At 63.6% G+C, this 26,300-nt stretch carries 29 protein-coding genes; 2 read left to right on the top strand and 27 right to left on the bottom strand.

Features of this window, described 5'->3' with window-relative positions:
- Window positions 1-86 precede the first annotated feature (86 nt).
- Both FIU86_RS07540 and FIU86_RS07535 read left to right on the top strand, forming a co-directional pair.
- The gene (locus FIU86_RS07540; RefSeq protein ID WP_152474515.1) at window positions 87-1,058 is read left to right on the top strand and encodes a glycosyltransferase family 2 protein; all 972 of its coding nucleotides are present in this window, start codon (window positions 87-89) and stop codon (window positions 1,056-1,058) included.
- Between the two features lie 182 nt (window positions 1,059-1,240).
- A complete protein-coding gene (locus FIU86_RS07535; protein ID WP_152474514.1) occupies window positions 1,241-2,707 on the top strand; it encodes a DEAD/DEAH box helicase in 1,467 nt (488 codons plus the stop codon).
- Between the two features lie 106 nt (window positions 2,708-2,813).
- On the opposite strand, the gene FIU86_RS07530 is transcribed toward FIU86_RS07535, so the two are convergent.
- From FIU86_RS07530 to FIU86_RS07405, 27 genes are all read right to left on the bottom strand, one after another.
- Window positions 2,814-4,481, bottom strand: coding sequence for a ribonuclease J (locus FIU86_RS07530; RefSeq protein WP_152474513.1), 1,668 nt, complete (start codon window positions 4,479-4,481; stop codon window positions 2,814-2,816).
- Window positions 4,482-4,487: 6 nt separating this feature from the next.
- A complete protein-coding gene (locus FIU86_RS07525) occupies window positions 4,488-5,258 on the bottom strand; it encodes a type III pantothenate kinase (protein ID WP_152474512.1) in 771 nt (256 codons plus the stop codon).
- Window positions 5,259-5,279: 21 nt separating this feature from the next.
- Window positions 5,280-6,032 carry a biotin--[acetyl-CoA-carboxylase] ligase gene (locus FIU86_RS07520; protein ID WP_152474511.1) on the bottom strand — a complete coding sequence of 251 codons (753 nt, stop codon included), beginning with the start codon at window positions 6,030-6,032 and terminating at the stop codon, window positions 5,280-5,282.
- Window positions 6,033-6,119: 87 nt separating this feature from the next.
- A complete protein-coding gene (gene nuoN / locus FIU86_RS07515) occupies window positions 6,120-7,553 on the bottom strand; it encodes an NADH-quinone oxidoreductase subunit NuoN (protein ID WP_152474510.1) in 1,434 nt (477 codons plus the stop codon).
- A gap of 4 nt (window positions 7,554-7,557) precedes the next feature.
- Window positions 7,558-9,105, bottom strand: a complete 1,548-nt coding sequence (locus tag FIU86_RS07510; protein ID WP_152474509.1) for an NADH-quinone oxidoreductase subunit M — start codon at window positions 9,103-9,105, stop codon at window positions 7,558-7,560.
- A complete protein-coding gene (nuoL, locus tag FIU86_RS07505) occupies window positions 9,105-11,237 on the bottom strand; it encodes an NADH-quinone oxidoreductase subunit L (RefSeq protein ID WP_152474508.1) in 2,133 nt (710 codons plus the stop codon). Before nuoL ends, FIU86_RS07510 begins: the two co-directional genes overlap by 1 nt.
- A gap of 4 nt (window positions 11,238-11,241) precedes the next feature.
- On the bottom strand, window positions 11,242-11,547 hold the full coding sequence (gene nuoK, locus FIU86_RS07500; RefSeq protein WP_152474507.1) for an NADH-quinone oxidoreductase subunit NuoK: 306 nt from the start codon (window positions 11,545-11,547) through the stop codon (window positions 11,242-11,244).
- Window positions 11,548-11,681: 134 nt separating this feature from the next.
- Window positions 11,682-12,290 (bottom strand): NADH-quinone oxidoreductase subunit J, encoded by a 609-nt coding sequence (locus FIU86_RS07495; RefSeq protein WP_152474506.1) that lies wholly within the window; start codon window positions 12,288-12,290, stop codon window positions 11,682-11,684.
- Window positions 12,287-12,700, bottom strand: a complete 414-nt coding sequence (locus tag FIU86_RS07490; RefSeq protein WP_152474505.1) for a carboxymuconolactone decarboxylase family protein — start codon at window positions 12,698-12,700, stop codon at window positions 12,287-12,289. The genes FIU86_RS07495 and FIU86_RS07490 overlap by 4 nt, the downstream gene beginning before the upstream one ends.
- The gene (gene nuoI, locus FIU86_RS07485; RefSeq protein ID WP_103761514.1) at window positions 12,697-13,191 is read right to left on the bottom strand and encodes an NADH-quinone oxidoreductase subunit NuoI; all 495 of its coding nucleotides are present in this window, start codon (window positions 13,189-13,191) and stop codon (window positions 12,697-12,699) included. The genes FIU86_RS07490 and nuoI overlap by 4 nt, the downstream gene beginning before the upstream one ends.
- A complete protein-coding gene (locus tag FIU86_RS07480; protein WP_152474504.1) occupies window positions 13,188-13,967 on the bottom strand; it encodes a class I SAM-dependent methyltransferase in 780 nt (259 codons plus the stop codon). The genes nuoI and FIU86_RS07480 overlap by 4 nt, the downstream gene beginning before the upstream one ends.
- Before the next feature lie 8 nt (window positions 13,968-13,975).
- Window positions 13,976-15,013, bottom strand: a complete 1,038-nt coding sequence (gene nuoH / locus FIU86_RS07475) for an NADH-quinone oxidoreductase subunit NuoH (RefSeq protein ID WP_152474503.1) — start codon at window positions 15,011-15,013, stop codon at window positions 13,976-13,978.
- A 7-nt stretch (window positions 15,014-15,020) separates the two neighbouring features.
- Window positions 15,021-15,389: a hypothetical protein gene (locus tag FIU86_RS07470; protein WP_152477018.1), complete on the bottom strand. Its 369-nt coding sequence runs from the start codon at window positions 15,387-15,389 to the stop codon at window positions 15,021-15,023.
- Between the two features lie 35 nt (window positions 15,390-15,424).
- Window positions 15,425-17,434: an NADH-quinone oxidoreductase subunit NuoG gene (nuoG, locus tag FIU86_RS07465; RefSeq protein WP_152474502.1), complete on the bottom strand. Its 2,010-nt coding sequence runs from the start codon at window positions 17,432-17,434 to the stop codon at window positions 15,425-15,427.
- A gap of 6 nt (window positions 17,435-17,440) precedes the next feature.
- On the bottom strand, window positions 17,441-17,854 hold the full coding sequence (locus FIU86_RS07460; RefSeq protein WP_152474501.1) for a DUF5333 domain-containing protein: 414 nt from the start codon (window positions 17,852-17,854) through the stop codon (window positions 17,441-17,443).
- 121 nt (window positions 17,855-17,975) lie between these two features.
- Window positions 17,976-18,329 (bottom strand): hypothetical protein, encoded by a 354-nt coding sequence (locus FIU86_RS07455; protein WP_152474500.1) that lies wholly within the window; start codon window positions 18,327-18,329, stop codon window positions 17,976-17,978.
- A gap of 31 nt (window positions 18,330-18,360) precedes the next feature.
- Window positions 18,361-18,858: a DUF3291 domain-containing protein gene (locus FIU86_RS07450; protein ID WP_152474499.1), complete on the bottom strand. Its 498-nt coding sequence runs from the start codon at window positions 18,856-18,858 to the stop codon at window positions 18,361-18,363.
- 7 nt (window positions 18,859-18,865) lie between these two features.
- Entirely contained in the window at window positions 18,866-20,161 is a 1,296-nt protein-coding gene (nuoF, locus tag FIU86_RS07445) for an NADH-quinone oxidoreductase subunit NuoF (RefSeq protein ID WP_152474498.1), read from the bottom strand.
- 10 nt (window positions 20,162-20,171) lie between these two features.
- Entirely contained in the window at window positions 20,172-20,384 is a 213-nt protein-coding gene (locus tag FIU86_RS07440) for a DUF5337 domain-containing protein (RefSeq protein ID WP_152474497.1), read from the bottom strand.
- A gap of 13 nt (window positions 20,385-20,397) precedes the next feature.
- Window positions 20,398-21,357 (bottom strand): hypothetical protein, encoded by a 960-nt coding sequence (locus FIU86_RS22795; RefSeq protein WP_254703970.1) that lies wholly within the window; start codon window positions 21,355-21,357, stop codon window positions 20,398-20,400.
- Window positions 21,358-21,386: 29 nt separating this feature from the next.
- Window positions 21,387-22,622 (bottom strand): NADH-quinone oxidoreductase subunit E, encoded by a 1,236-nt coding sequence (locus FIU86_RS07430; protein WP_152474496.1) that lies wholly within the window; start codon window positions 22,620-22,622, stop codon window positions 21,387-21,389.
- On the bottom strand, window positions 22,622-22,912 hold the full coding sequence (locus tag FIU86_RS07425) for a hypothetical protein (RefSeq protein WP_254703969.1): 291 nt from the start codon (window positions 22,910-22,912) through the stop codon (window positions 22,622-22,624). Before FIU86_RS07425 ends, FIU86_RS07430 begins: the two co-directional genes overlap by 1 nt.
- A gap of 75 nt (window positions 22,913-22,987) precedes the next feature.
- Window positions 22,988-24,223 carry an NADH-quinone oxidoreductase subunit D gene (locus FIU86_RS07420; RefSeq protein WP_152477016.1) on the bottom strand — a complete coding sequence of 412 codons (1,236 nt, stop codon included), beginning with the start codon at window positions 24,221-24,223 and terminating at the stop codon, window positions 22,988-22,990.
- 14 nt (window positions 24,224-24,237) lie between these two features.
- A complete protein-coding gene (locus FIU86_RS22530) occupies window positions 24,238-24,405 on the bottom strand; it encodes a hypothetical protein (protein ID WP_172977460.1) in 168 nt (55 codons plus the stop codon).
- Window positions 24,406-24,432: 27 nt separating this feature from the next.
- Window positions 24,433-25,044, bottom strand: a complete 612-nt coding sequence (locus FIU86_RS07415) for an NADH-quinone oxidoreductase subunit C (RefSeq protein ID WP_152474495.1) — start codon at window positions 25,042-25,044, stop codon at window positions 24,433-24,435.
- Between the two features lie 21 nt (window positions 25,045-25,065).
- Window positions 25,066-25,701, bottom strand: a complete 636-nt coding sequence (locus FIU86_RS07410) for an NADH-quinone oxidoreductase subunit B family protein (protein WP_254703968.1) — start codon at window positions 25,699-25,701, stop codon at window positions 25,066-25,068.
- The gene (locus FIU86_RS07405; protein WP_057789898.1) at window positions 25,692-26,057 is read right to left on the bottom strand and encodes an NADH-quinone oxidoreductase subunit A; all 366 of its coding nucleotides are present in this window, start codon (window positions 26,055-26,057) and stop codon (window positions 25,692-25,694) included. Before FIU86_RS07405 ends, FIU86_RS07410 begins: the two co-directional genes overlap by 10 nt.
- Window positions 26,058-26,300 lie beyond the last annotated feature (243 nt).

Genomic DNA, 26,300 nt, shown 5'->3' with positions numbered 1-26,300 from the left:
GACCCCTGATCTTTCCTGGCCCTAAATATCCCCGCCGGGGGCACCGACCTCTTGCGCGCGCACCGCCCCTGTCACATGCTCCGGCCATGAGCAGTGACCCCACATGGGGCGTGGTCGCCACCATCAAGGCCCCCGCCCAGGACATCCTGAATTTTGCCGCCCACTACCTCGACCTGGGCGCCCACCGGGTGTTCGTCTACCTGGACGAGGACACGGCGCAGGCCCGCTCAGCGCTCAAACGCCACCCCAAGTGCCGCGTCATCCTGACCGACGAGAATTACTGGAAACGCCGCCGCCGCGCCAAAGGTCGGCCCAAGGGCCACCAGCACCGGCAGGTGCTGAACGCGACCCATTGCTATTCCCGCGATCCGCAAGTGGACTGGCTGTTTCACACCGACGTGGACGAATTCCTGCAACCACTTAGACCCCTTGTCCCCCAACTGGCCGCGATCCCGCCCGGTATCCTGTCGGCCCGCGTGCGCCCGATCGAGGCAATGCAGCCCGACCCCACCGACCCGCCGCCGCCCGGCCAGATCTGGTGCAAGGGCTTCGACCCGATCCTGCGCATCCGGCGCGAACAGACCGCCACGCTTTACCCGCGCTATGGCGAACATCTCAATGGCGGCTTCCTCAGCCATGTCGCCGGCAAGGTCTTCGTGCGCACCGGCCAGCCCGATATCACTATCCGCATTCACAGCGCTTTTGTCGGCAAGACCCGCGATTCGAACCCGTTCGACCTGTTCGACTGCCAGCTCGTGCACCTGCACGCCCCCAGCTGGGACGACTGGCAGGCCCGGTTTCGCTACCGGCTCAACCACGGCTCCTACAGGCCCGACCTCGACGCCAACGCCAGGCATTCCGAGACCGCCCTCACCATGCATCAGCTCTTCTCCATGCTGGAATCCGAAGGCGGCGAAGACGCCCTGCGCGCCTTCTTTTGGGAGGTCTGCGTCGCCGCCCCGGACCTGCGCACCCGGCTCGACGCGCTCGGCCACCTGCACGCGGTCACACTCGATCTGGACGCCAAACGCGCCCGGCATTTCCCGAATTTCGCCTGACCCCCCTTGATTGTTGCCGCGACGCACACAATTCATCCTCGGTATCGCACTTTGTCCGTCCTGCGGCGTCGCACATTGACCAACGCCCGGCCTTCAGATAGGGGAAGTGCACCAAGGCCCTGCACTTATGGGCCAATTCGAGATGGCGGGCCAGAATCGTGTCCGCAAACCTGTGGACATACATGACAAAATTTTCTGACCTGAGCCTGAACCCCAAGGTTCTGAAAGCCGTCGAAGAAGCCGGCTACGAAACCCCCACCCCCATCCAGGCGGGCGCCATACCTCCCGCTCTCGACGGCCGCGACGTCTTGGGCATCGCCCAGACCGGCACCGGCAAGACCGCCGGCTTTACGCTGCCGATGCTGTCGATGCTGGCCCGCGGCCGCGCCCGCGCCCGGATGCCGCGCAGCCTCGTGCTCTGCCCTACGCGCGAACTCGCCGCCCAGGTGGCCGAGAATTTCGACACCTATTCCAAGTACCTGAAACTGACCAAGGCGCTGCTCATCGGCGGCGTCAGCTTCAAGGAACAGGAACAGATCATCGACAAGGGCGTCGACGTCCTGATCGCCACCCCCGGCCGCCTGCTCGACCATTTCGAGCGCGGCAAGCTGATCCTGTCGGACGTCAAGGTGATGGTCGTGGACGAGGCCGACCGGATGCTCGACATGGGCTTCATTCCCGATATCGAGCGCATCTTCGGCCTGACGCCCTTCACCCGCCAGACGCTTTTCTTCTCCGCCACCATGGCGCCCGAGATCGAGCGGATCACCAATACGTTCCTGTCGAGCCCCGAACGCATCGAGGTTGCCCGCCAGGCGACGGCGTCCGAGACGATCGAACAGGGCGTGGCAATGTTCAAACCCTCGCGCCGCGACCGCGCCGACAGCGAAAAGCGCAAGCTGCTGCGCGCGCTGATCGACGCCGAGGGCGAGGCGCTCACCAACGCGATCATCTTCTGCAACCGCAAGACGGACGTGGATATCGTCGCCAAATCGCTCAAGAAATACGGCTATGACGCGGCGCCCATTCATGGCGACCTCGACCAGAGCCAGCGCACGCGCACACTCGACGGCTTCCGCGCCGGGGATCTGCGCATCCTGGTGGCGTCCGACGTGGCCGCGCGCGGCCTCGACGTGCCCTCGGTCAGCCATGTCTTCAACTTCGACGTCCCCGGCCACCCCGAGGATTACGTCCACCGCATCGGCCGCACCGGCCGCGCCGGGCGCGACGGCAAGGCGATCACCCTGTGCAATCCGCGCGACGAAAAAGCCCTCAGCGCGGTCGAGAACCTGATCCAGAAAGATATCCCCAAGCTGGACAATCCAACCGGCTATGACGCGCCCAAGGCCGACGCCGGCGACGCGCCATCCGACGACGCACCGAAAAAGCCGCGGCGCTCGCGCAGCCGCCGCAAGTCCGACGACGCGCCCGACGCACAGGACACCGCCCCGCAAAAGACCGAAGACACCGGGTCAGAGGCCCAGTCCGACGCCAAGCCGCAGGACAAACCGCAGGGCGACACCAAGAAATCCTCGCGGGGTCGCGGCGGACAAAAGCAGGACAATAAGGACAAGTCCGGCCCCGTCGGCATGGGCGACCACCTGCCCAGCTTCATCGCCAAGAGCTTCGACGAGCGCATGGTTTCCTGAGCCAAACGTAGGGTGGGTGAAAATCCACCTTCCGCCCCAACGGCCCTGAATCGAAACGTAGCGCGCCCGTAGGGTGGGCGAAAGCCCACGCCACGGGCGGCGCGCACTACGACAACCGGCTGATAATAACCGTCACTTCGGGCTTCTTGCCGATCTCGCCCTGCGCGCTTTGCCGCGCTACCTTGCGCAACCCGTCCTCCAGCGCGTCATCGTCGCTCAGGGTCCTGGGCTTGGCGCGCCCCATGAACTGGCTCAGGTCCTCTTCTAGCACATCGACCAGCGGCGCGCGGCTGCTGCCGGTCTCGGCCAGCCCCATGACCTCGCACCAGGGCTCGCCCAGCGGCTCGTCGCTCTCGTCCAGGATCACGTTGATCGTCACGTGCCCGTTCAGCGCCATCCGGATCCGGTCGCGCACGATCCCGTCCAGCGCCCCGACCTTCACCGAGCCATCCAGATAGGTCCGCCCGGTTTCGACATACTCGGCCACCTCCGCGCGGTTGCCCGAAAGATCGATCATCGTGCCATTGGGTGCCAGGACCCCGTGCAGCTTGCTCTCGCCCGCCAGCTTCACATGCTCGCGCAGGTGCCGGTGCTCGCCATGCATCGGGATCACGAATTGCGGCTGGATGATCTGGTGCAGCGTCTTCAGGTCGGGCCGGTTGGCGTGCCCCGACACGTGGTAAAGCCCGCTGCTGTCATCCACCACGTCCACGCCCTGTTCGCTGAACTGGTTGATGATGCGAATGACGCCGCGCTCGTTGCCCGGAATCGTCTTGGACGAAAACAGGAACGTATCGCCGGGCTTCAGCGTAATGCCGTTGTATTTGCCCTGCGCCAGCTGCGCACTTGCCGCCCGCCGTTCCCCCTGGCTGCCGGTGACGATCAGCATCACGTTCTCGCGCGGGATGTCGCGCGTGTCCTCGGGGCTGATGGTGCGCGGAAAATCCGTCAGCACGCCGGTCTCGACCGACGCCTCGATCATGCGCCGCATCGCCCGCCCCAACAGGCAGACCGACCGCCCGGCCCGTTCCCCGGCCTGGGCCAGCGTCTTCACGCGGGCCACGTTGCTGGCGAATGTCGTCGCCACGACCATGCCCTTGGCGCCCGCCACCAGCTTCTCGATCTCGGGGCCCACGGTGCTTTCGCTGCGCCCCTCATGGGCGTTGAACACGTTGGTCGAGTCGCAGACCAGCGCCTTCACGCCCGGCTTGGCGATCTCGGCCCACATCGCCTCGTCGAAGGCCTCGCCGACGACAGGCTCCATGTCGATCTTGAAATCGCCAGAATGCACGATCCGCCCCGCCGGCGTGTCGATCACCAGGCCGGAACTTTCCGGGATCGAGTGCGAGATCGGCGCGAACCCCACGGTGAACGGCCCGGCTTGGGTCGTCTCGGGCCAGGGTGACACGGTCTGCACCGCCTTTTCGGGGTGGCCATGCTCGTCCATCTTGCGGCGCGCGATATTGGCGGTGAACGCCCGCGCATAGATCGGCGCGCCCAACTGGTCATAGTAATGCGCCACCGCGCCCACGTGATCTTCGTGCGCGTGAGTGATAAACACTGCTTCCAACTGGTCGCGCCGCTCTTCCAGCCAGGCTATATCCGGGAAAATCAGGTCCACCCCCGGCGTGCCATCCATGTCCGGGAACGTCACGCCAAGGTCCACAAGGATATACCTTTCCTTGCCCGGCGCGCCGTATCCGTAGACATAGGCGTTCATGCCAATTTCCCCCGCCCCGCCAAGGGCAAGGTACGTCAATCTCTCACTGCTCATCCCCGATCAGCCTTTCTTGTTATGGGCATGGATCACCGTCAGGCCATGCATCGTCAAATCATCTCGAATTTCGTCAAACAGCAGGTCGCCCTGCGCGAAAAGCGGCGCAAGGCCACCCGTGCCGATGATCTTCATCGGCGTCTCGTACTCGGCCCGGATGCGCTCGGTCACCCCGCTGACCAGCCCGACATACCCCCAGAACACGCCCGACTGCATACAGTCCACCGTGTTGGTGCCGACCACCTTCTGCGGCTTTGTCACGTCGATATGAGGTAAGGCCGCCGCCGCCATGTGCAAGGCCTCGAGGCTCAGGTTGACGCCGGGAGAAATCACGCCCCCGACATAGGCTCCGTCCTCGGCCACCACGTCGAACGTGGTCGCGGTGCCGAAATCCACCACGATCAGGTTGCCGCCGTAAAGATCATAGGCCCCGGCGGCATTCACCAGCCGGTCCGGCCCCACCTGCGTGCCCTCGTCCACCCGTGGCTGGCGAGGCAGCGCGCATTCCGGCTTGCCCACCACGATGGGCCGGCAGCCAAAGAAACGGTCGGCAAAGACGCGCAAATTGAACACCACCCGCGGCACCGTGGACGAGATGATGACATCGGTGATATCGAGGTCGATCTCGTAATGCTTCACCAGCGTCGAGAACCACGTGAAATAGGCATCCGCCGTCCGCGCATGGTGGGTCGACGTGCGCAGGGTGCACAGAAACTCCGACCCGTCCCAGATCGCGAAAACCGTGTTGGTGTTGCCGCAGTCGATCGCCAGAAGCATGGGGGCCGCCCCTCTCTTTTGTCAGAAAAACACGTCCGCCGCCGGGATGACGTGGCGCGATTTGGCATCTGTTAGAACAAGATTGCCGCCCGCGTCCACCGTCTCGAACGTGCCGGTAAATTCCTCGCGCCCCGTCCTTGCGGTAATCACGTCGCCCACGCGCGCCGCGCGGTCCATCCACGCCGCGCGAATGGGCGCAAATCCATAGGTCGCGAACTGTGTCTCCAGCTTGGCATAGGCCGGCGCCAGCAGCTCCAGGAACTCTTCGGGGTCTATTTCGACCCCGGCCTCCGACATGAGCGAGACGGGCCGCACCGCGCCCGGCTCCACCGCGTCCGCTTCGGGGGCCGCGCGCAGGTTCACCCCGATGCCGATGGCGAAATGGCTCAAACCGCCGCCCGCGCCCGCGCTTTCCAAAAGGATGCCGGCCACCTTGCCGCCATTCAACAGCACGTCATTCGGCCACTTGAGCGCAAAGCCCAACGGTCGTCCGGTTGCCGCGACAAAGGCATCGTAAAGCGCCAGCGAAACCACGAATGACCGCAGCGCCACCTGATCCGGGCTCTCGGTGGGCCGCATCACAAGCGTCGCCGCGAAATTGCCTTCGGGGTTGGCCCAAGGCCGTCCGCGCCGCCCCCGCGCCGCCGTCTGGTGTCGCGCCAATATCCATTCCGGGCCGCTCAGCCCCGGCGCGATCCGCGCCGCCTCGGCATTGGTGCTGTCCACCTCGTCCAGCACCCGCCGCCCGTATCCTTCTGGCCACGGCTCTTTCATTGTTCGATAAATACTCCCGCCGAAGGCGCCCGAAAAACAAAGCGACGCGCCAAGGGCGCGTCACCTTTTTCCAGACTGCGATGCGGTTCAGTCGACAAGCGTCGCCGCCGCCGCCTGCGCCATGGCCTCGACGCCGAACATGTTCAGCATCCCCACGACCATGATCGCGGCCGACGCCATCAGGAATCCCCACAACACCGGCGATTTGCGCGCTTCCAGCGGCTCGCCCTCTTCGCCGAAATACATGAAGAAGACGATGCGCAGGTAGTAGAACGCCCCGATCACCGACGCGATCACCCCGGCCACCGCCAGCCAGACCAGCCCGCCATCATAAGCGGCGCGCAGCACGTAAAGCTTGCCGAAGAACCCCAGGAAGGGCGGCACGCCCGCAAGGCTGAACATCAGGATCAGCATCGCCAGCGCCCGGCCCGGATGCGCCCGGGAATAAAGGTTCAGGCTGGCGATATCCGTGACCGGCCGCCCGTCGCGTTCCATCGAAAGGACAAAGGCGAAGGTGCCGACATTCATCGTCACGTAAATCGCCATGTAGACCAGCATCGCCTGAACACCGAACGCCGTGCCGGCGGCCAGCCCCATCAGGGCGTATCCCATATGCGCGATCGACGAATAGGCCATCAGCCGCTTGATGTCGGTCTGCCCGATCGCGGCGATCCCGCCCAGGAACATCGACAAGAGCGACAGCACCGCGATCACCTGCTGCCAGTCGCCCACCACGCCGCCGAACGCATCATGCGCTACGCGGGCAAAGAGCGCCATCGCCGCCATCTTGGGCGCGGTGGCGAAAAACGCCGTGATCGGTGTGGGCGCGCCCTCGTAGACGTCCGGCGTCCACATGTGGAACGGCACCGCCGACACCTTGAAGGCCAGCCCCGCCAGCACGAAGACAAGTCCGATCAGCAACCCGAGCGGCGCCTGTCCTTCCGCCGACGCGATGATTCCGGAAAACAGCGTCGTGCCGGTATAGCCATAGACCAGCGAGGCCCCATACAGCAGGATGCCCGAGCTTAGCGCGCCCAGCACGAAATACTTCAGGCCCGCCTCGGTCGATTTCACGCTGTCCCGCCGCAGCGAGGCGACGACGTAAAGCGCCAGCGACTGCAACTCCAGCCCCATGTAAAGCGCCATCAGGTCGCCCGCGCTGACCATCATCATCATGCCCACGGCCGCCAGCGCCACCAGCAGCGGATACTCGAACCGCAGCATGTCGCGCTGCGCCATGTATTCCTGCCCCATCAGCAGCACCGCCGCCGCCGACAGCAGCACCGCCACCTTGGCGAACCGCGCGAACCCGTCGTCTTGGAACATGCCGCCGAACGCCGTGCGCGTGCCGTCGCCCGAAAACCCGATCCAGGCCGCCATCACCACGAAGACCGCCGCCGTGATCCACACCAGCAGCGGCGCGAACCGATCCTTGCCGGTATAGGCCACGCCCAGAAGCGCCGCCATCGCGTATACCGAGATCAGGATCTCCGGCAGGATTACATTCAGATCAGCCTGCATGGGACTACTCCGTCGCAGCGGCCAGCTTGGTCGCGCTCTCCGCGTCGACCAGGGCCGTTTCATAATTGGAAATCAGCGCCTCGACCGAGGGGCCGATAATGTCGGTCACAAGGCTGGGATAGACGCCCAGCAGCAGGGTCATCACCACCAGCGGGGCAAAGATCGCCTTTTCGCGCTGCGTCATGTCCTTGATCGACTTCAGGCTTTCCTTGATCAGGTCGCCCAACACCACCCGGCGATAAAGCCACAGCGCATAGGCTGCCGACAGGATCACGCCCGACGTGGCCACCAGCGCCACCCAGGTGTTGACCTTGAAGATCCCCATCAGCGTCAGGAATTCCCCGATGAAACCCGAGGTGCCCGGCAGGCCGACATTTGCCATGGTGAACAGCATGAAGATCAGCGCATAGGCCGGCATCCGGTTCACCAGCCCGCCATAAGCGTCGATCTCCCGCGTGTGCATCCGGTCATAGATCACGCCCACGCACAGGAACAGCGCGCCCGAGATGAAGCCGTGGCTCAGCATCTGGAAAATCGCGCCGTCGATCCCCTGCTGGTTCGCGGCGAAGATCCCCATGGTGACGTAGCCCATGTGCGCCACGGACGAATAGGCAATCAGCTTCTTCATGTCTTCCTGCGCCAGCGCGACCAGCGAGGTATAGACGATGGCGATGGCCGACATCCACAGCACCAGCGGCGTCAGCACTTCGGATCCCACCGGGAACATCGGTAGGCTGAACCGCAAAAAGCCATAGCCGCCCATCTTCAGCAGGATCGCCGCCAGCACGACCGACCCCGCCGTGGGCGCCTGCACGTGCGCATCCGGCAGCCAGGTATGCACCGGCCACATCGGCATTTTGACGGCGAAGCTGGCGAAGAACGCGATGAACAGCAGCGTCTGCATGCCCCCCACAATCTGGATCCCCAGCAGGCTGAACGTCTCAGAGCCGAAGCTGTGGGTCATCAGCGTCGGGATATCCGTCGTGCCCGCCTCGGCGAACATGGCGACCATTGCCACCAGCATCAGGACCGAGCCAAGGAAGGTGTAGAGGAAGAACTTGAAGGAGGCATAGATGCGCTCCTTACCGCCCCAGATCCCGATGATCAGGAACATCGGGATCAGCCCCGCCTCGAAGAACAGGTAGAACAGCACCAGGTCCAGCGCCATGAACACGCCCAGCATCAGCGTTTCCAGCAGAAGGAAGGCGATCATGTATTCCTTCACCCGGTGCGTCACGTTCCACGACGCTGCGATGGTGATGGGCATCATGAAGGTCGTCAGCATCACGAAGAGGATGCTGATCCCGTCCACGCCCATTTTGTATTGCAGCCCCAGAAGCCACTCGCGCTCTTCCACGAACTGAAAGCCGGTGTTGTTGGGGTCGAAATCAAAGAGGATGAACAGCGACACCAGAAAGGTCAGCCCGGTCGCGATCAGCGCCACCCACTTGGCATTGCGCTGCGCCGCCTCGTCCTCGCCGCGCAGGAACACCGCCAGGATGAAGGCCGCGATGGCAGGGATGAAAGTGGTGATGGAAAGCAGGTTTTCCATTAGTTCGCTCCCCCGCTAAGGCTCATCCATGTGACAAGCACCGCGATCCCGATGACCATGGCAAAGGCATAGGTGAAGATGTATCCCGACTGCGCCCGACCGGCGAGGCGGGTGAAGAACGGGATGATCCCCATCGCGACCCCGTTGATGGTGCCGTCGATGACGTTGCCATCGCCTTTCTTCCACAACAGGCTGCCCAACCGCTTGGCGGGCCGCACGAAGACAAAATCGTAGATCTCGTCGAAATACCACTTGTTCAGCAGGAACAGGTACAGCGGGCGCTGGTTTTCGGCCAGCCGTCCGGGGATCGACGGGTTCAGGATGTAGAACCACAGCGCCGTCAGGAACCCGATGATCATCGCCACGAAGGGGCTGACCTTGACCCATTTTGGCACCGCGTGCGCGTCGTTCAGGATCGTATTGCCCTCTGCGGCATAGATCGCGCCCTCGCCCGGCTCGCCCGTAAAGACGTAGTGATGCTCCTCGCCATAGCCACCTTCTGCCTCGGCATGGGCCTCGCCCTCCTCGGCATGGCTCTCGTCGGCCGCCGCGGTTTCTTCACCGTGGTCCCCGGCGCCTTCCTCGTGGTGCTGCTCCTCGGCGTATGGCACGCCAAAGAACTTCGCCACCTGGTCGGTATGCCCGAAAAAACTATTATACCAAATCATGCCGGCAAAGATCGACCCCAGCGCCAGCACACCCAAAGGCGCCACCATCACCATCGGGCTTTCATGCGCGTGCTCATGCGTGTGCTTGTCGCCGCGCGGCTCGCCCCAGAAGGTCAGGAACATCAGCCGCCAGCTGTAAAAGCTGGTGAACAGCGCCGCGATGACCAGCGCCCAGAAGGCAAAGCCCCCGGCGGTGCCCGCATATGCGCTTTCGATGATCGCGTCCTTCGACAGGAACCCGGCAAAGCCGATCGTGGTCAGCGGAATGCCCACGCCGGTGATCGCCAGCGTGCCGATCAACATGGCCCAGAACGTATAGGGAAATTTCTTGCGCAGCCCGCCATAGTTCCTCATGTCCTGCTCGTGATGCATCCCGTGAATGACCGACCCGGCCCCGAGGAACAGCATCGCCTTGAAGAACGCGTGGGTGAACAGGTGGAACATCGCCACTGAATACGCCCCGACGCCCGCCGCCACGAACATGTAGCCCAGCTGCGAACAGGTCGAATAGGCGATGACGCGCTTGATGTCGTTCTGCACCAGCCCCACGGTCGCGGCAAAGAACGCCGTCATGCCGCCCAGCACCGTGACGAAGGCCAGCGCGCCGGGCGCGAATTCCATCAGCGGCGACATCCGGCAGACAAGGAACACGCCCGCCGTCACCATGGTCGCCGCGTGGATCAGCGCCGACACCGGCGTCGGGCCTTCCATCGCGTCCGGCAGCCATGTGTGCAGGAACAGCTGCGCCGATTTCCCCATCGCGCCGACGAACAGCAGGAAGGCGATCAGGTTCGCCGCGTTCCACTCCGTCCAGAGGAAGGTCAGCTGCGTATTGGCCAGCTCGGGCGCCGCCGCGAACACGTCGTCGAAGTTGATCGAGCCGGTCAGGAAGAACAGCGCGAAGATTCCCAGCGCGAAGCCAAAATCCCCCACGCGGTTGACCACGAAGGCCTTGATCGCCGCCGCGTTGGCGCTCGGCTTGCGGAAATAGAACCCGATCAGCAGGTAGGACGCCAGGCCTACGCCCTCCCAGCCAAAGAACATCTGCGCCAGGTTATCCGCCGTCACCAGCATAAGCATGGCGAAGGTGAAAAGGCTCAGATAGGCAAAGAAGCGCGGTCGATAGCTCTCGTCATCGCGGAAATTCTCGTCATGGGCCATGTAGCTCATGGAATAAAGGTGCACCAAAGCCGACACCGTGGTGATCACGATCAGCATGATCGCCGTCAGCCGGTCCAGCCGGATCGACCAAGCCACGTCCAGATCGCCCGACTGGATCCAGTCAAGGATGTGGATGTACTGGGTCGTTCCGTCGAAGCTGAAAAAGACAATCCAGCTGAGCAGCGCCGACAGGAACAACAGCCCTGTCGTCACCCACTGTGCGCCCGCGTCCCCGATAATCCGCCAGCCGAAGCCCGCGATGATGGCGCCCAGCAGCGGGCCGAATAGGATGATCTGTTCCATGCCCTCAGCCCTTCATCACGTTGACGTCTTCCACGGCGATCGTGCCGCGGTTGCGGAAGAAGCAGACAAGAATGGCGAGGCCAATGGCGGCCTCGGCGGCGGCCACGGTCAACACGAACAGGGTAAAGACCTGCCCCACCATGTCGCCCAGGAAGCTGGAAAATGCCACGAGGTTCACGTTGACCGCCAGCAGCATCAACTCGATCGACATCAGCAGGATGATCACGTTCTTCCTGTTCAGGAAAAGCCCGAAAATCCCGATGACGAACAGCGCCGCCGCCACCGTCAGGTAATGCTCCAGTCCAATCATGTCGTCCCTCCGGGCCGCGCCCGTTCGTTTGTCTTTTCATCCCGTCCCGGGCCTGACCCGGGACCGCTTTGTCTCTTGCCCGGGCCCGACGGCCCGGAAGGCCCCGGATCAGGTCCGGGGCGCGGGTAGCAGGATTACAACCCCTGCCCCGGTTTCACGTCTTTCAGTTCCATGGCCTTGGCCGGGTCGCGGTACATCTGCGCCAGCACGTCCTGCCGCTTGACGTCCGAGCGGTGGCGCAGGGTCAGCACGATCGCACCCATCATCGCCACCAGCAGGATCAGCCCCGCCAACTGGAACAGCAGGAAATACTGGTCATAGAGCAGCATCCCCAGCGCCTTGGTGTTTTCCATGTCGGTCGGCGTCACGGCGGCGCGTGCGCCCTCGGCATCCGTGGCCATCTGCCAGTTGCCGAACGCGACGCCGAACTGCATCAGCAATATGATCCCGATGAGCAGCGCCAGCGGCATGTATTTCGCCATCTCCGCCTTCAACTCGGCGAAATCCACGTCAAGCATCATCACCACGAACAGGAACAACACGGCAACCGCGCCCACGTAGACGATGATGAGCAGCATCGCCACGAACTCCGCGCCCAGAAGAACGAAAAGACCGGCAGCCGACAAAAACGCCAGGATCAGCCACAGAACCGAGTGCACCGGGTTCCGGCTGACCACCGTGAACAGCCCCCCCGCCAACAGCGAGACCGCAAAGAGATAGAATGAAAACGCGGCGATGGTCATGTGTCCTGGTCCTCGTCCTTGGTCTCGTCCATGACCTCGCGGGCGAAATCCATCGCCCGGTTCATGGACGGGATACCGGCGAACATCGCCATCATCGCGATGGTCTCGGCAATCTCGTCTTTCGTGGCGCCCGCTTCCAGCGCGTGGCGCACGGTCATCCTGATCTGCGTATCGCTCTGCGCACCCAGCATGGTCAACCCCGCAAGCGTGATCAGCAGGCGCGTTTTGGCATCCAGCCCGTCCTTGCTGATTCCCTTGCCGAACATCATTTCCATGAATTCCTTCGGCATGGTGGGCCACATCGCCTCAAACCCCTTGGGCGAGAACGACTCGAGCGCCGGATTCATGGTTTTCACCATCTCCTGCGCCTGCGCCATCATCGCCTCGAACGGGTTCGTCGGATTACTCATCTGTAAGGCGCGTCCATTTCCAGGTTGCGGGCGATCTCGGCTTCCCACCGCTCGCCGTTCTCCAGCAGTTTCTGCTTGTCATAGAACAGCTCTTCGCGGGTCTCGGTGGCGAACTCGAAATTCGGCCCTTCCACGATGGCATCGACCGGGCAGGCCTCTTGGCAGAACCCGCAATAAATGCACTTGGTCATGTCGATGTCGTACCGCGTGGTCCGCCGGCTGCCGTCATCACGCGGCTCGGCGTCGATGGTGATCGCCTGCGCCGGGCAGATCGCCTCGCACAGCTTGCAGGCAATGCACCGCTCCTCGCCGTTGGGATAGCGCCGCAGCGCGTGCTCACCCCGGAAGCGCGGGCTCAGGGGGCCCTTTTCATGCGGGTAGTTCAGCGTCGCCTTGGGGGCAAAGAAGTATTTGAACCCCAGCTTGAAACCGTTGAACACATCCTTCAGCAGGAAGTACCCCGCGGCGCGTCCGTAATCGATCTGCGTCATGCCGTCGAACCTCCGGTTTTCTCAAAGCGCGTGGCACCGGCATTCTCGGCACCCTGCCACTTGGTTTCATAGTCGCTCTGCAACGCGAAATCGGGCAGATGCGACTCGTCTGTCTTCTCGACCTCGTAACTTAGATAAACGCGGCCCGGTCCGATCCGATTCTTCAGCTTGAGCCGCACGCCGGTCTGGGCCGGGTCGCTCATCTTGGTCTGGCCGAACCCGTCCTTGGGATCGAACGGCAGCGACCGGCAGTCGATCACCTCGCAGTTGCACGCCCGGCGCCAGAATGTCCACACCAGTTCCGGATTGAACTGGTACATTCCGTGCCCGTACCACCCGTTGAGCCCGTTGATCGACAGGAACCGCCCGCCGGGCTTGAGCATACGGTAAACGCTCTCCAGCGCATTGGGGATGTGAAAGACGTGCTCTATCGTGCCGCCGTCATAGATGAAATCGAACTGGTTCTGCAATTCCGCCGCCGGAAGCGTGTTGAGGTCGTGCAGCACATGCGCGCCCTCATAGCTCGAAAAATCCATCGACTCGATCTCGCCGAAACCAAGCTTGCGGAACAGGGTTTCCGAAAACCCGTCCTCCTGCAACAGATCGAACCGCCGCAAGTCCTCGAATCCAAGGCGCTTGAGCGTCTTGTCATAGCGATTGCGATTGGCACGATGAATCCGGAAATGCTGCCGCCCCAGCATCAGCGACCGGCCTTCGGGGCGGAACCGTGTCGCAAGTTCCGCCAAGCGCTCGAATGACGCGTAGTCGATCCCCATCGCGCGCCTCAGCCTCCCATTGCATACCGGGCCCAGAACGACCCGAACACTTCGAACTTCGCGAGGAAGGACACGATGACCACCCAGGCGAGCGACAGCGGCAGGAACACTTTCCAACCGATCCGCATCAGCTGGTCATAGCGATAGCGCGGCGTGATCGCCTTCACCATGGCGAAGAGGAAGAAGAAAAACGCCATCTTCGCGACCATCCAGAATACCCCGTCCGGGATTCCCGGAATGGGCGACAGCCACCCGCCGAAGAACAGCAGGCTCGTCAGCGCACACATCAGGAAGATCGCGATGTACTCCCCTGCCATGAACAGCAGGAAGGGCGTCGAAGAATATTCCACCTGATAGCCCGCCACCAGCTCCGATTCCGCTTCCGGGAGGTCAAAGGGCGGGCGGTTGGTTTCCGCCAGGCACGAAATGAAGAACAAGAACACCATCGGCAGATGCGGCAGCCAATACCAGCCGAAGAAGCCATAATTGGTATCCTGCGCCGCCACGATGGAGCCGAAGCTCAGCGAGCCGGTCGAAATGATCACCCCGATGATGATCAAGCCGATGCTGACCTCGTAGGAAATCATCTGTGCCGCAGAGCGCAGCGAGCCCAGGAACGGGTATTTCGAGTTCGAGGCCCAGCCGCCCATAATGACGCCGTAAACCTCCAGCGACGAGACGGCAAAGACAAACAGGACCGCGACGTTTATATCCGACAGGACCCAGCCGTCATTGAGCGGAATCACCGCCCAGGCCAGCACCGCCAGCACGAAGCTGGCCATCGGCGCCATCATGAAAACCGTCCGGTCCGCGCCCGCGGGCACCACCACTTCCTTGACCACGTATTTCAGCGCGTCGGCCACTGTCTGAAGCAGGCCATAGACACCAACCACGTTCGGCCCCCGCCGCATCTGCACCGCGGCCCAGATCTTGCGATCGCCATAGACCAGGAACAGCAGCGACACCATCACGAAGCCCACCACCGCAAGGCACTGCGCCATGATCAGGACAAAGGTCCCAAGCGGGGTTGTCAGAAATTCAGCCATTCGTCCCTCATACCGTCGGTATCCCGTTCTCTGCGCAACTGGCGGCCACGACTTCCGCGTCGATCTTTATGATGCCGCCGGGCAGCGCCGGCGAGATGGTGTAAACCGCATCTCCGGTCCAGATGCCACCCTCTTCGTCCACATTCGTGCGCACATGGCGCGCAAATCCGTATCCCCGGATCAGCGCATACTCCGCCGCCGCGCATTCCGCGTAGCGACTGACGTCCTCGGCACCCCGCGCCCCGGCCATTTCCACCCGGAAATTCACCAGGTCGCCATCCAGCAGGCGCGTCTCGATTCCCCGATACTCGGGATCAAACGCCTCCTCCGGGTCCGCACCCGGCGCAGCGCACGCGGCCAGGCCCGCGAAGGCCATGACCGACAGCGCCCATATGCCAAGCGCGGCTTGCGTCATTCCGCGGCCACCGGCTTTTCGCGGCGGTCCTTGGCGTTGGCGCTCAACTCCGCCATCAGCGCGCTGGCCCGGGCGATCGGGTTTGTCAGATAGTGATCGCCCAAGGCGGCCCCGATGGAACCCGCAGACGGCTCGATCTTGTCCACCATGGTCCAGTCATTTTCCGGCACCGCGTCGATCTGTGCGACATGCGGTACTTCCTCGATCAGTGCGCGGCGCAACTGCGCTAGGCTGTCAAATGGCAGCACCGCGCCCATCTCGCCCGACAGCGCCCGCAGGATCGCCCAGTTCTCCTTGGCTTCGCCCGGCGGGTGCCCGGCGCGCAGCGCCAGTTGCGGACGCCCTTCGGTGTTCACGAAGACGCCCTGTTCCTCGGGATAGGCTGCGGCGGGCAGGATGATGTCGGCGCGATGCGCGCCCCGGTCGCCGTGGCTGCCCTGGTAGATCACCAGCGGACCCTCCGCGATTTCGATCTCGTCGGCGCCAAGGTTATAGATCACGTCCGCACCATCCAGCGCGGCGGTGATCCCGCCCTCGGTCACACAACCGGCATCCATCGCTCCCACGCGCGCGGCGGCGGTGTGCAATACCAGCATCTTGCCGCCCATTTTTTCGGTAAGCTGCATCGCCGTGCTCAGCGCCGCTGGCCCGCCGTCCCCGATCAACGCGCCCTGCCCGATGATTACGATGGCGTCTTCCGTTTCCTTGGCGTCCGACAGCAGCTGCGGCAGCACCCGGTTGCGCTGCCCCATCTCGGTCGCGTCATAGGTCAGCTCCGCCGGTTGCCCGGCATGAACCACCTCGGCCCCGCGCAGCCACGCCTTGCGGATGCGCGCGTTCAGCACCGGCGACTCGTTGCCCGGGTCCGTGCCGATCAGGACGATCTTCTTCGCCGTGTCGATCTCCTCGACTCGCGCCGTGCCGACATAGGCCGAGCGGTTGCCCGGCACCAGATGAGCGCCGTCGGTGCGGCATTCCACGCGCCCGCCCTGGCCCTCGACCAGTTGTTTCAGCGCGAATGCGGCCTCCATCGGAACCAAGTCTCCCACGAGGCCCGCGACGGTCTTGCCTTTCACGGCTTCGGCGGCCTTGCCCAGCGCCTCGGGCCAAGTGGCCGGGCGCAACTTGCCGTTCTCGCGGATGTACGGCCTGTCCAGCCGCTGGCGGCGCAGCCCGTCCCAGACGAACCGCGTCTTGTCCGAAATCCATTCCTCGTTCACGCCGTCATGGTTGCGCGGCAGGATGCGCATCACTTCGCGACCCTTGGTATCCACACGGATGTTGGACCCCAGCGCATCCATCACGTCGATGGTTTCCGTCTTGCTCAACTCCCACGGACGGGCCGTGAACGCATAAGGCTTGCTGACCAGCGCCCCCACCGGGCACAGGTCGATGATGTTGCCCTGCATGTTGCTGTCCAGCGTCTCGCCCAGATAGGCGGTGATCTCGGCATCCTCGCCCCGACCGGTCTGGCCCATCTGGTTGATCCCCGCCACCTCGGTGGTGAAACGCACGCAGCGGGTGCAGGAAATGCAGCGCGTCATGTGGGTTTCCACCAGCGGGCCAAGATTCAGGTCCTCGGTCGCGCGTTTGGGCTCGCGATAACGGCTGAAGTCCACGCCATAAGCCATTGCCTGGTCTTGCAAATCACACTCGCCGCCCTGGTCGCAGATCGGGCAGTCCAGCGGGTGGTTGATCAGCAGGAACTCCATTACGCCTTCGCGCGCCTTCTTGACCATCGGGCTGTTGGTGCGCACGACCGGCGGCTGGCCCTCGGGGCCGGGCCGCAGATCGCGCACCTGCATGGCGCAGCTGGCCGCCGGTTTCGGCGGCCCGCCAACCACCTCCACAAGACACATCCGGCAATTGCCCGCGATCGACAGCCGCTCGTGGTAGCAGAACCGCGGGATCTCGATCCCCACCTGCTCGCAGGCCTGGATCAGGGTCATCGCCCCGTCCACTTCCACTTCCTGATCGTCGATGATGATTTTGCGAAGGTCAGACATTAGCTCTCACTTTGCTCTCAGAAGCTGCCCGATCTGGCTGCCATTCGCCATCTCGGCTTGGCCCAGAACACACAGGCTTGCGGGGTCAAGGTTGCTGGCCCCTTTCGATTTGAAATACGCGTTGCGCCGCTCGCGCATGGCCGCCTTGTTGGCGTCGTTGTTGATATACGCGTCGATCTCGGCCTCGCTGTAGCCGCGCTCCGCCGCCGCCTTCTTCAGCGCATTGGCATAGGACTGCGCCCGGAAAAGCCGCCCGCCGATGCTGCCACACTCGCGGCGGATCTTGTCGGCTGCCGCAAGGTACAAAAGCCCCTGGTTGATCCCGGCCTCGTCCTTCAATCCCGCCTGCGCAGGCAGCGCCGCCGCCGTCACGGCCGCGCCAAAGGCCAGACCCACGATCTTGCTCGATACTCGTTTCATATCTGTCTTCCTCTCACAAGGGCGCCCGGACCATCCGCCGCGCCATCTGCTGCGCAGATGGTCCCCAGCGGCGCTGTTATGCAATAACAGCCGGCCCATGCCGTTGATATGAAAGATGATTTCACCACAGAACGCATTTCCCCGTGAAGGTCAGCTTGTTGCCGTCGGGCTGCACCGTGCCGCGTGGCGCCAGCGGGCTGATATACCACTCCACCTCCGAGGTGCCGAAATTCTGAACGCAGTACCGCTTGCCCTCATAGGCGCCTGCCGCCAGCGCCCCGTCATAGCCGCGATCGACCCGCGGCACCGTCACGACGAACCGCTCGCGGTTATCGCGCGAGGCCGCCTTGGACTTCTGCTTGTAGAACACCCCGTTGAACGTGATCCGCTCCGTGGTCCGGGTACACCCCGCCACCATCGCGCCGGCCATCAGAACCAGCACAAGGGCCCGCGCCCCGCCTTTTATCGTCGTCATCCTGGTCACGCTCTCTGGTCTTCCATTCTTGTCATTCCGCCGCCACGGGCGCGCAGCCGCGGGTCCGCCACAGCCGGGCCTCTTTCACGTGGGCCCAGCCAAAGGCATGGTCACTGTCGCCGTCCGCCTTCAGGCGCTCCAGCCGTTCCAACCCCTCATCCAATGTCGGTCGATGCCCCTCCGGCACCCACCACATGACGAAATGCATCTCGCCCATCACCTCGAACCACTCGGCCCGGCGCTCATAGAACTGCCGGTGCACGGTGTTCCAGACGAAATTCTCCAGGCTTTCCACGTCGTCCCAGACGGTCAGGTTGGCCACGAACTGCGGGTCGCCGCCGATGCTGTTCTCCGTGTTGCCCGTCCCAGGCTCGCCCGAGCCTTCCATCATCCACACGAAGCCCGGCATCCGCTTGCCCATGCCGTTGATCCGGTCGAGCGCCGCCATGAACTCTGCCACGCGCGGGTCATCGGTAGGCGCCACAAGCCGACCGATATTGAGTTGTGCCAGATGACGTGTCCCGGGCATCGGTCGCTTACTCCGCCGCCACCGCAGACACCTTGCCGGTGCGCTGCGCCTTGATCCGGTCCTCGATCTCGTCGCGGAAGTTGCGGATCAGACCCTGGATCGGCCAGGCCGCCGCATCGCCCAGCGCACAGATCGTATGCCCCTCGACCTGCTTGGTGACGTCGAACAGCATGTCGATCTCCTCGACCTCCGCCTCGCCACGCACCAGCCGGTCCATCACCCGCATCATCCAGCCCGTGCCCTCGCGGCAGGGCGTGCATTGCCCACAGCTTTCGTGCTTGTAGAATTTCGACAGCCGCCAGATCGCCTTGATGATGTCCGTGTTCTTGTCCATCACGATCACCGCCGCGGTCCCCAGGCTCGACCCGACCTCGCGCAGCGCGTCGAAATCCATGATCGCGTCCTTCATGTTCTCGCCGCGCACACACGGCACCGACGAGCCACCGGGGATCACCGCTTTCAGGTTGTCCCACCCGCCTCTGATGCCGCCGCAATGCTTGTCGATCAACTCTTCAAAGCTGATCGACATCGCGTCCTCGACCACGCAGGGGTTGTTCACGTGGCCCGACACGGCAAAAATCTTGGTGCCCGCGTTGTTGGGCCGCCCGAAGCTCGCGAACCAGTCGGCCCCGCGCCGCAGGATGGTCGGCACCACCGCGATGCTTTCCACGTTGTTCACCGTCGTGGGGCAGCCGTAAAGCCCGGCGCCCGCCGGAAACGGCGGCTTCATCCGGGGCATCCCCTTCTTGCCTTCCAGGCTTTCCAGCAGCGCGGTTTCCTCGCCGCAGATATACGCCCCCGCGCCATGCGCGAGGTACAGATCGAAATCATAGCCCGACTTGCAGGCGTTCTTGCCGATCAGCCCGGCCTCGTAGGCCTCGTCGATGGCCGCCTGAAGCGCCTCCTTCTCGCGGATGTATTCACCGCGGATATAGATGTAACAGGCGTGGGCCTGCATCGCGTAGCTGGCGATCAGGCACCCTTCGACCAGCGTATGCGGATCGTGCCGCATGATCTCGCGGTCCTTGCAGGTGCCGGGCTCGGATTCGTCGGCATTGACCACAAGGTAGGCAGGCCGCCCGTCGCTTTCCTTGGGCATGAACGACCACTTGAGCCCCGTGGGAAAACCTGCGCCGCCCCGGCCGCGCAGCCCGCTGGCCTTCATCTGTTCGACGATCCACTCGCGCCCGTTCTCAAGGATGGTCTTGGTCCCGTCCCAATGGCCACGCGCCTGCGCGCCCTTCAGGCTGCGGTCGTGCATCCCGTAGAGATTGGTAAAGATACGATCCTGATCGTCCAGCATCAGATAACCCCTAGTTTCCCCGGCTGTCGCGCCAGATTTGATAGATGAGCCAGAAGGCGAACAAAAACCCCGCCAGCGCCACAAGGTCGAAGGCGAGGCGCAACTCGGTGCTGAACCCCTCCTTCTCGCCGATCAGGGTGACCAGCACCCAGAACACGCCCGTGCCGGCAATCACCAGCCCGGCGCGTCGGCCCTTTTTCGGCACTTGGTCGCGTTTGCTCATGCGCCTCGCTCATTCAGTAAACATCGCCCTTGTCCACGCGCTTCGAGAACTCGGTCTCGCCACCCGCGGCCAGGGTCTTGGCCTGTTCGATCCAGTTGTCCCGGCTGACCCGGCCCTTGAACCCTTCAAGGTTCTGATCGACCCAGGCCACTTCCTCGTCCGTCCAGCTGGCGATCTGGTCGAAATGGTAAAAGCCCATTTTGTGCAGCACGCCTTCCAGCTTGGGCCCGACGCCCTTGATTTCCTTCAGGTTGTCGGCGCTGCCGCCGCGCGGACCACTCAGCACCTCGGGCTTGGTGCCCACATCTTCTTCGACGACATCGGCCTTCTTGGCCTTGGCCGCGGATTTCTTGGGCTTGGTCGCCGCTTTCTTCGCCTTGGGCTTATCATCGCTCGCCGGCGCCACCTGGGCCCCCGCTTCTGCATCCGTCGAGGCCGAGGTAAATGTCGGGTCCTGCGCCGTGGCCGCGTCATTGCCGCCCGAATGCGTCTCGGCCCGCATGGCGACCTTGTCGGTGCCCGCCGCCGCGGCACTGGTGCTTGCCGCCGCGGCTGTTGTGCCCATGCCCGTCCGTGCGTTCAACGGGTCTGCCTTGTTCGGCAGGATCGGCTCGGGCTCGGTCCCCACCGGCGGGTTCGGCTTGGGCGGGTTGGGCACGGGCGCATTCGGCGCGGGCGTTCCCCGGTCCTTCGGTGCATTCGCCTTGGGCGGGCCGGAGGGCTTGCCACCAGACGATGCCGCCGCCGCACTTCCCTCGGGCATCTCCCCCAACTGCCCCAGGTCCGCGTTATCGCCGGTGCAGAAGATCTGCAACAGAACCAACGCCATGAACACGCCCATCGCAAGCCCCAGCAGAAGCGCCGCGAAGATCCCGACTTTGCCGATTGCAGCGTAGATCGCGATGATCCCCGCTACAACACCGACACCCAAGCATACCAGCTTGCACTGTGACTTCAGTATATCATCGAACATGGCTCAACTCCCTGTGGCGTGAAGATCGTCTAGTAGACGTCCCCCTTTTTGACTTTCTTGGAAAATTCCGTCGTACCGCCATCGGCCAGAGTTTTCGCCTGGGCGACCCAGTCGTCCCGGCTCACACGGCCCTTGAACCCTTCCAGGTTCTGATCCACCCAGGCCACTTCCTGCGGCCCCCATGCGGCAATCTGATCGAAATGGTAAAAGCCCATGGAGTGCAGAAGCTGTTCCAGCTTCGGCCCCACGCCCTTGATCATCTTCAGGTCATCCGCCCCGCCCTCGCGCGGTGCGTCCATCGTCTGGGGCTTGGTGCCCGCGTCTTCGCCCGCCGCTGCGGTCGTCTTGGCCTTGGCCGTCTCGCTCTTGTCGTCGCCAGCCGGTTCGTCCTTGGACACCGGGTTGGCCTTGCTCTTGGCAGGCGCCTCGGCCTTGGTCGCGCCGGTATCATCGGCGGGCTGGCCTTCCGAGCGGTCGGGTTTCGGCGCTTTCAGGCCCGGATTCGCGGGCGACTCGTTCAGCTTCACATCCGGCGGCGCGGGCTGATGGTTCGCACCATGCTCGCGCCACGGCGCCACCAGCGGCACTTCGCTGCCGTCGATCCGCTTGATCGTGTCACCCAGATCCACCGCGCGCTGAACCGCGCCGTTGTACTTCGTATGACCGGAATCGAATTCCTTCAGCGTCGTCAACCCGGCCAGCGGCTCGGACGCATAGCGCCCGTTCTGCGGGCCCGGCACCGGCACCTTGCCGGCGGCGAACTCGTCGATCATCTCGGCAAACCGCTCGGCGGTCAGGTCCTCGTAGTAATCCTTGCCGATCTGCGCCATCGGCGCGTTGGCACAGGCCCCAAGGCACTCCACCTCTTCCCAGCTGAACTTGCCGTCCGCGCTGACGGTATGCGGCTTCTCCGCGATCTTCTCGCGGCACACCCCGATCAGGTCCTCGGCCCCGCAGATCATGCAGGACGTTGTACCGCAAATCTGGAAATGCGCCACGCTGCCCACCGGCGACAGCTGGAACATGAAGTAGAAGCTCGCCACTTCCAACGCCCGGATATGCGCCATCTCCAGCATCTCGGCGATATGCTCGATCGCCGGACGGCTCAGCCACCCCTCCTGCTCCTGCGCGCGCCACAAAAGCGGGATGATGGCACTCGCCTGGCGCCCCTCCGGGTATTTCGAGATCTGCGCCTCGGCCCACGCCTGGTTGTCGGGCGTGAAGGCAAAGCTCTCGGGCTGTTCTCTGTGTAGACGTCTCAGCATCAGGCTGCGCACGCTCCTGTCGTCATTCTGATACCGCCACCCTCAAGGCGGACGGCGCGTTCGGTTGTCACCATGTAGGCGGCCATCTGGGTCGATTGCTCGCGGGTCAGGCCGGTCTGCAATTCGACCGGCAGGTAATCTCCCTCGGTCTTCAGGGTGCAGCCGATGCTGGCCACCGCGACCTGGAACTTGGCCACGTCCTGCTCGCCCGTCCCCTCGGGCGGCGCGGTACAGCCTGCGACGATCCCCATCGCCGCAATGGCGCCCATCAAACCGATCTTGTTCTTCATTTTGTCGTCTCTCCGAACCTTCGCCGCCCCTGTTTCGGCCTTGTTATTCTACAGGGTCAATATCCGTTATCCCGCCTAGCGGTCGATCTCCCCGAACACCACGTCCATCGTCCCGATGATCGCCGCCACGTCGGCCAGCTGGTGCCCGCTCGCGACATGGTCCATCGCCTGCAGATGCAGGTAGCCCGGCGCGCGCAGCTTGGCGCGATAGGGCTTGTTGGTGCCGTCCGACACCAGGTAGACGCCGAATTCGCCCTTGGGCGCCTCGACAGCCGCGTAAACCTCGCCCTCGGGCACGTGGAAGCCTTCGGTATACAGCTTGAAGTGATGGATCAGCGCCTCCATCGAGGTCTTCATCTCGCCCCGCTTGGGCGGCGTGACCTTGCCGCGGGCCAGGATATCGCCCTGACCCTCGGGCGCGCGCAGCTTCTCGATCGCCTGCAGCATGATCGACGCCGACTGGCGCATCTCTTCCATCCGGATCAGGTAACGGTCATAGCAGTCGCCGTTCTTGCCGACGGGGATCTGGAAGTCGAACTCGTCATAGCATTCATAGGGCTGTGCGCGGCGCAGGTCCCAAGCCATCCCGCTGCCGCGGACCATGACGCCGGAAAAGCCCCAGTCCAGCGCCTCCTGCTGGCTGACGACGCCGATATCGGCGTTACGCTGCTTGAAGATGCGGTTCTCCGTCAGCAGCCCGTCGATATCGTCCATGAACTTCGGAAACTCTTCCCGCGCCCAGGTCTCGATATCGTCCAGCAGTTCCGGCGGCAGGTCCTGATGCACGCCACCGGGCCGGAAATAGGCCGCGTGCAGCCGCGCTCCACAGGCCCGCTCGTAGAAGATCATCAGCTTCTCGCGTTCCTCGAAGCCCCACAGCGGCGGGGTCAGCGCGCCGACGTCCATCGCCTGCGTCGTAACGTTCAGCAGGTGGCTCAGGATCCGCCCGATCTCGGAAAACAGCACCCGGATCAGGCTCGCGCGACGCGGCACCTCGACGCCGGTCAGCTTCTCGATCGCCAAGCACCAGGCGTGCTCCTGGTTCATCGGCGCCACGTAATCCAGCCGGTCGAAATAGGGCAGGTTCTGCAAGTACGTCCGGCTTTCCATCAGCTTTTCGGTGCCACGATGCAGCAGGCCAATGTGGGGATCGCAGCGTTCCACAATCTCGCCGTCCAGCTCCAGCACAAGGCGCAGCACGCCGTGCGCCGCCGGGTGCTGCGGGCCGAAATTGATGTTGAAGTTGCGGATCTTCTGCTCGCCGGTCTCGGCGTCGGCAAAGCCCTTCGTCATCGTGTTGGAGCCGTCCATCATCCTTGGTCTCCTTATCCTCTATCGTCCGCGCGCGGGCCGAACGCCATCAGGTACAAAAGCGCCAGCGCGCCCAGCGGAAAGATCGCCACCAGCGCCCAGGCGCTGGCGATGCCGTAGCCCGGCAGCAGCTTCCAGAACGGGACCACGAACGCCGCCATGAACAGTATCACCCAGAACATGTCCGCCGCCCCCTGTTCCGCCCCGGCTCACTTGGCCTTCTCGTCTGTTTTCTCGTCGCCCGGCAGGATGTAGTCGGCACCCTCCCACGGGCTCATGAAATCGAACTGCCGGTATTCCTGCGTCAGGCTCACCGGCTCGTAGACCACGCGCTTCTGCACTTCGTCATAGCGCACTTCAGTATAGCCCGTGGTCGGGAAATCCTTGCGCAGCGGGAAGCCGCGAAAGCCATAGTCGGTCAGGATGCGCCGCAGGTCCGGATGACCGCTGAACAGCACGCCATACATGTCGAACACCTCGCGCTCGAACCAGTTGGCCGACGGATGGATATCGGTGATCGACGGCACCATGTCCTCTTCGCGCACCGCGACGCGCAGGCGGATGCGCTGGTTCTGGTACATGCTCAGGAAATGGTAGACCACGTCGAACCGCTTGGGCCGGTCCGGGTAATCCACCGCCGTGATGTCCACCAGGGTCGAGAAACGGCAGTTCGGGTCGGTCTTCAGGAACTCCACCAGCCCCTTGATGCTGCTCAAGGCCACGGTCACGTTCAGCTCGCCATGATCCACCGACCATCCGGCCACGCAATCGGGCCGACGGCTTTCGATATGGGTTCCAAGTTCGGTCAGCGCTTCAGTCATCTTGCATCCCCCAAAGGCGCCTCAGCGCACGATCGTCCCCGTTCTGCGGATTTTCCGTTGCAGCTGCATGATCCCGTAGACCAGCGCCTCCGCCGTGGGCGGGCAGCCGGGCACATAGACATCCACCGGCACGATCCGGTCACAGCCGCGCACTACCGAATAGCTGTAGTGGTAATAGCCGCCACCATTGGCGCAGGAGCCCATGCTGATCACATAGCGCGGCTCGGGCATCTGGTCGTAGACCTTGCGCAGCGCCGGCGCCATCTTGTTGGTCAGCGTGCCGGCCACGATCATCAGGTCCGACTGGCGCGGGCTGGCCCGCGGCGCCGTGCCGAACCGCTCCAGGTCATAGCGCGGCATCGAAGTGTGCATCATCTCCACCGCACAGCACGCGAGGCCGAAGGTCATCCAGTGCAGGCTGCCGGTACGCGCCCAGTTGATGATGTCCTCGGTCGAAGTGACAAGGAACCCCTTGTCCTGCAACTCCCGGTTCAGGGCCTGCGTGGCAGTATCGCGCTGGTAATCGTCGGCATAAGCCTCCAGCGGCACCTGGCTCGACGGACCGGTCTTGATCCGCGGAGACTGATACCCCTCGCTCTGCACCTCGGTGACCATCTCGTTATCGGTGGTGTGCGCGCTCTTGTCCTCTACTGCCATTCCATCGCCCCTTTCCGCCATTCATAGGCAAACCCGGCCGTCAGCACCGCCAGGAACACCATCATCGACCAGAACGCCGTCATGCTGAGATCCGCAAAGGCGACCGCCCAGGGAAACAGCATCGCAATCTCCAGATCGAAGATGATGAACAGGATCGAGACAAGGTAAAACCGGACATCGAACTTCATCCGCGCATCGTCGAAGGCGTTAAAGCCGCATTCGTAGGCACTGACCTTTTCCGGGTCGGGGTGCCGCACGGCCAGAACGACCGCGGCGAGGATCAGGACCAGTCCGAGACCGATGGCGATACCCAGAAGAACGAGAACAGGGAGGTACTCCCTCAGCATCTCTTCCACGTGTGGCTCCTTTCATGCGCTTCCTTACCGTCCGGCGGGCCGCGCATAAGATTGGCGTACAGTACTCGTCAGGGTTTACCCTTGCCCCGGGTCAGGGTCAACCAAGCGGCACGCGTTTTCCCGCCCGCATCGGTCAGGTTAAACCCGTTGAATACCACGGTATATCGAAATGATGCCGCTGTCCTTGCACCGGGCAAATTGACGCGACATTTCCGTTTGCCGGAATTGCCGGCACCAATGCGT

It is taken from the genome of Roseovarius sp. THAF9, from assembly GCF_009363715.1.
Lineage (GTDB): Bacteria > Pseudomonadota > Alphaproteobacteria > Rhodobacterales > Rhodobacteraceae > Roseovarius.
Note: the sequence above shows the minus strand (reverse complement) of the source record. Positions and strands in the feature narration are given on the sequence as shown.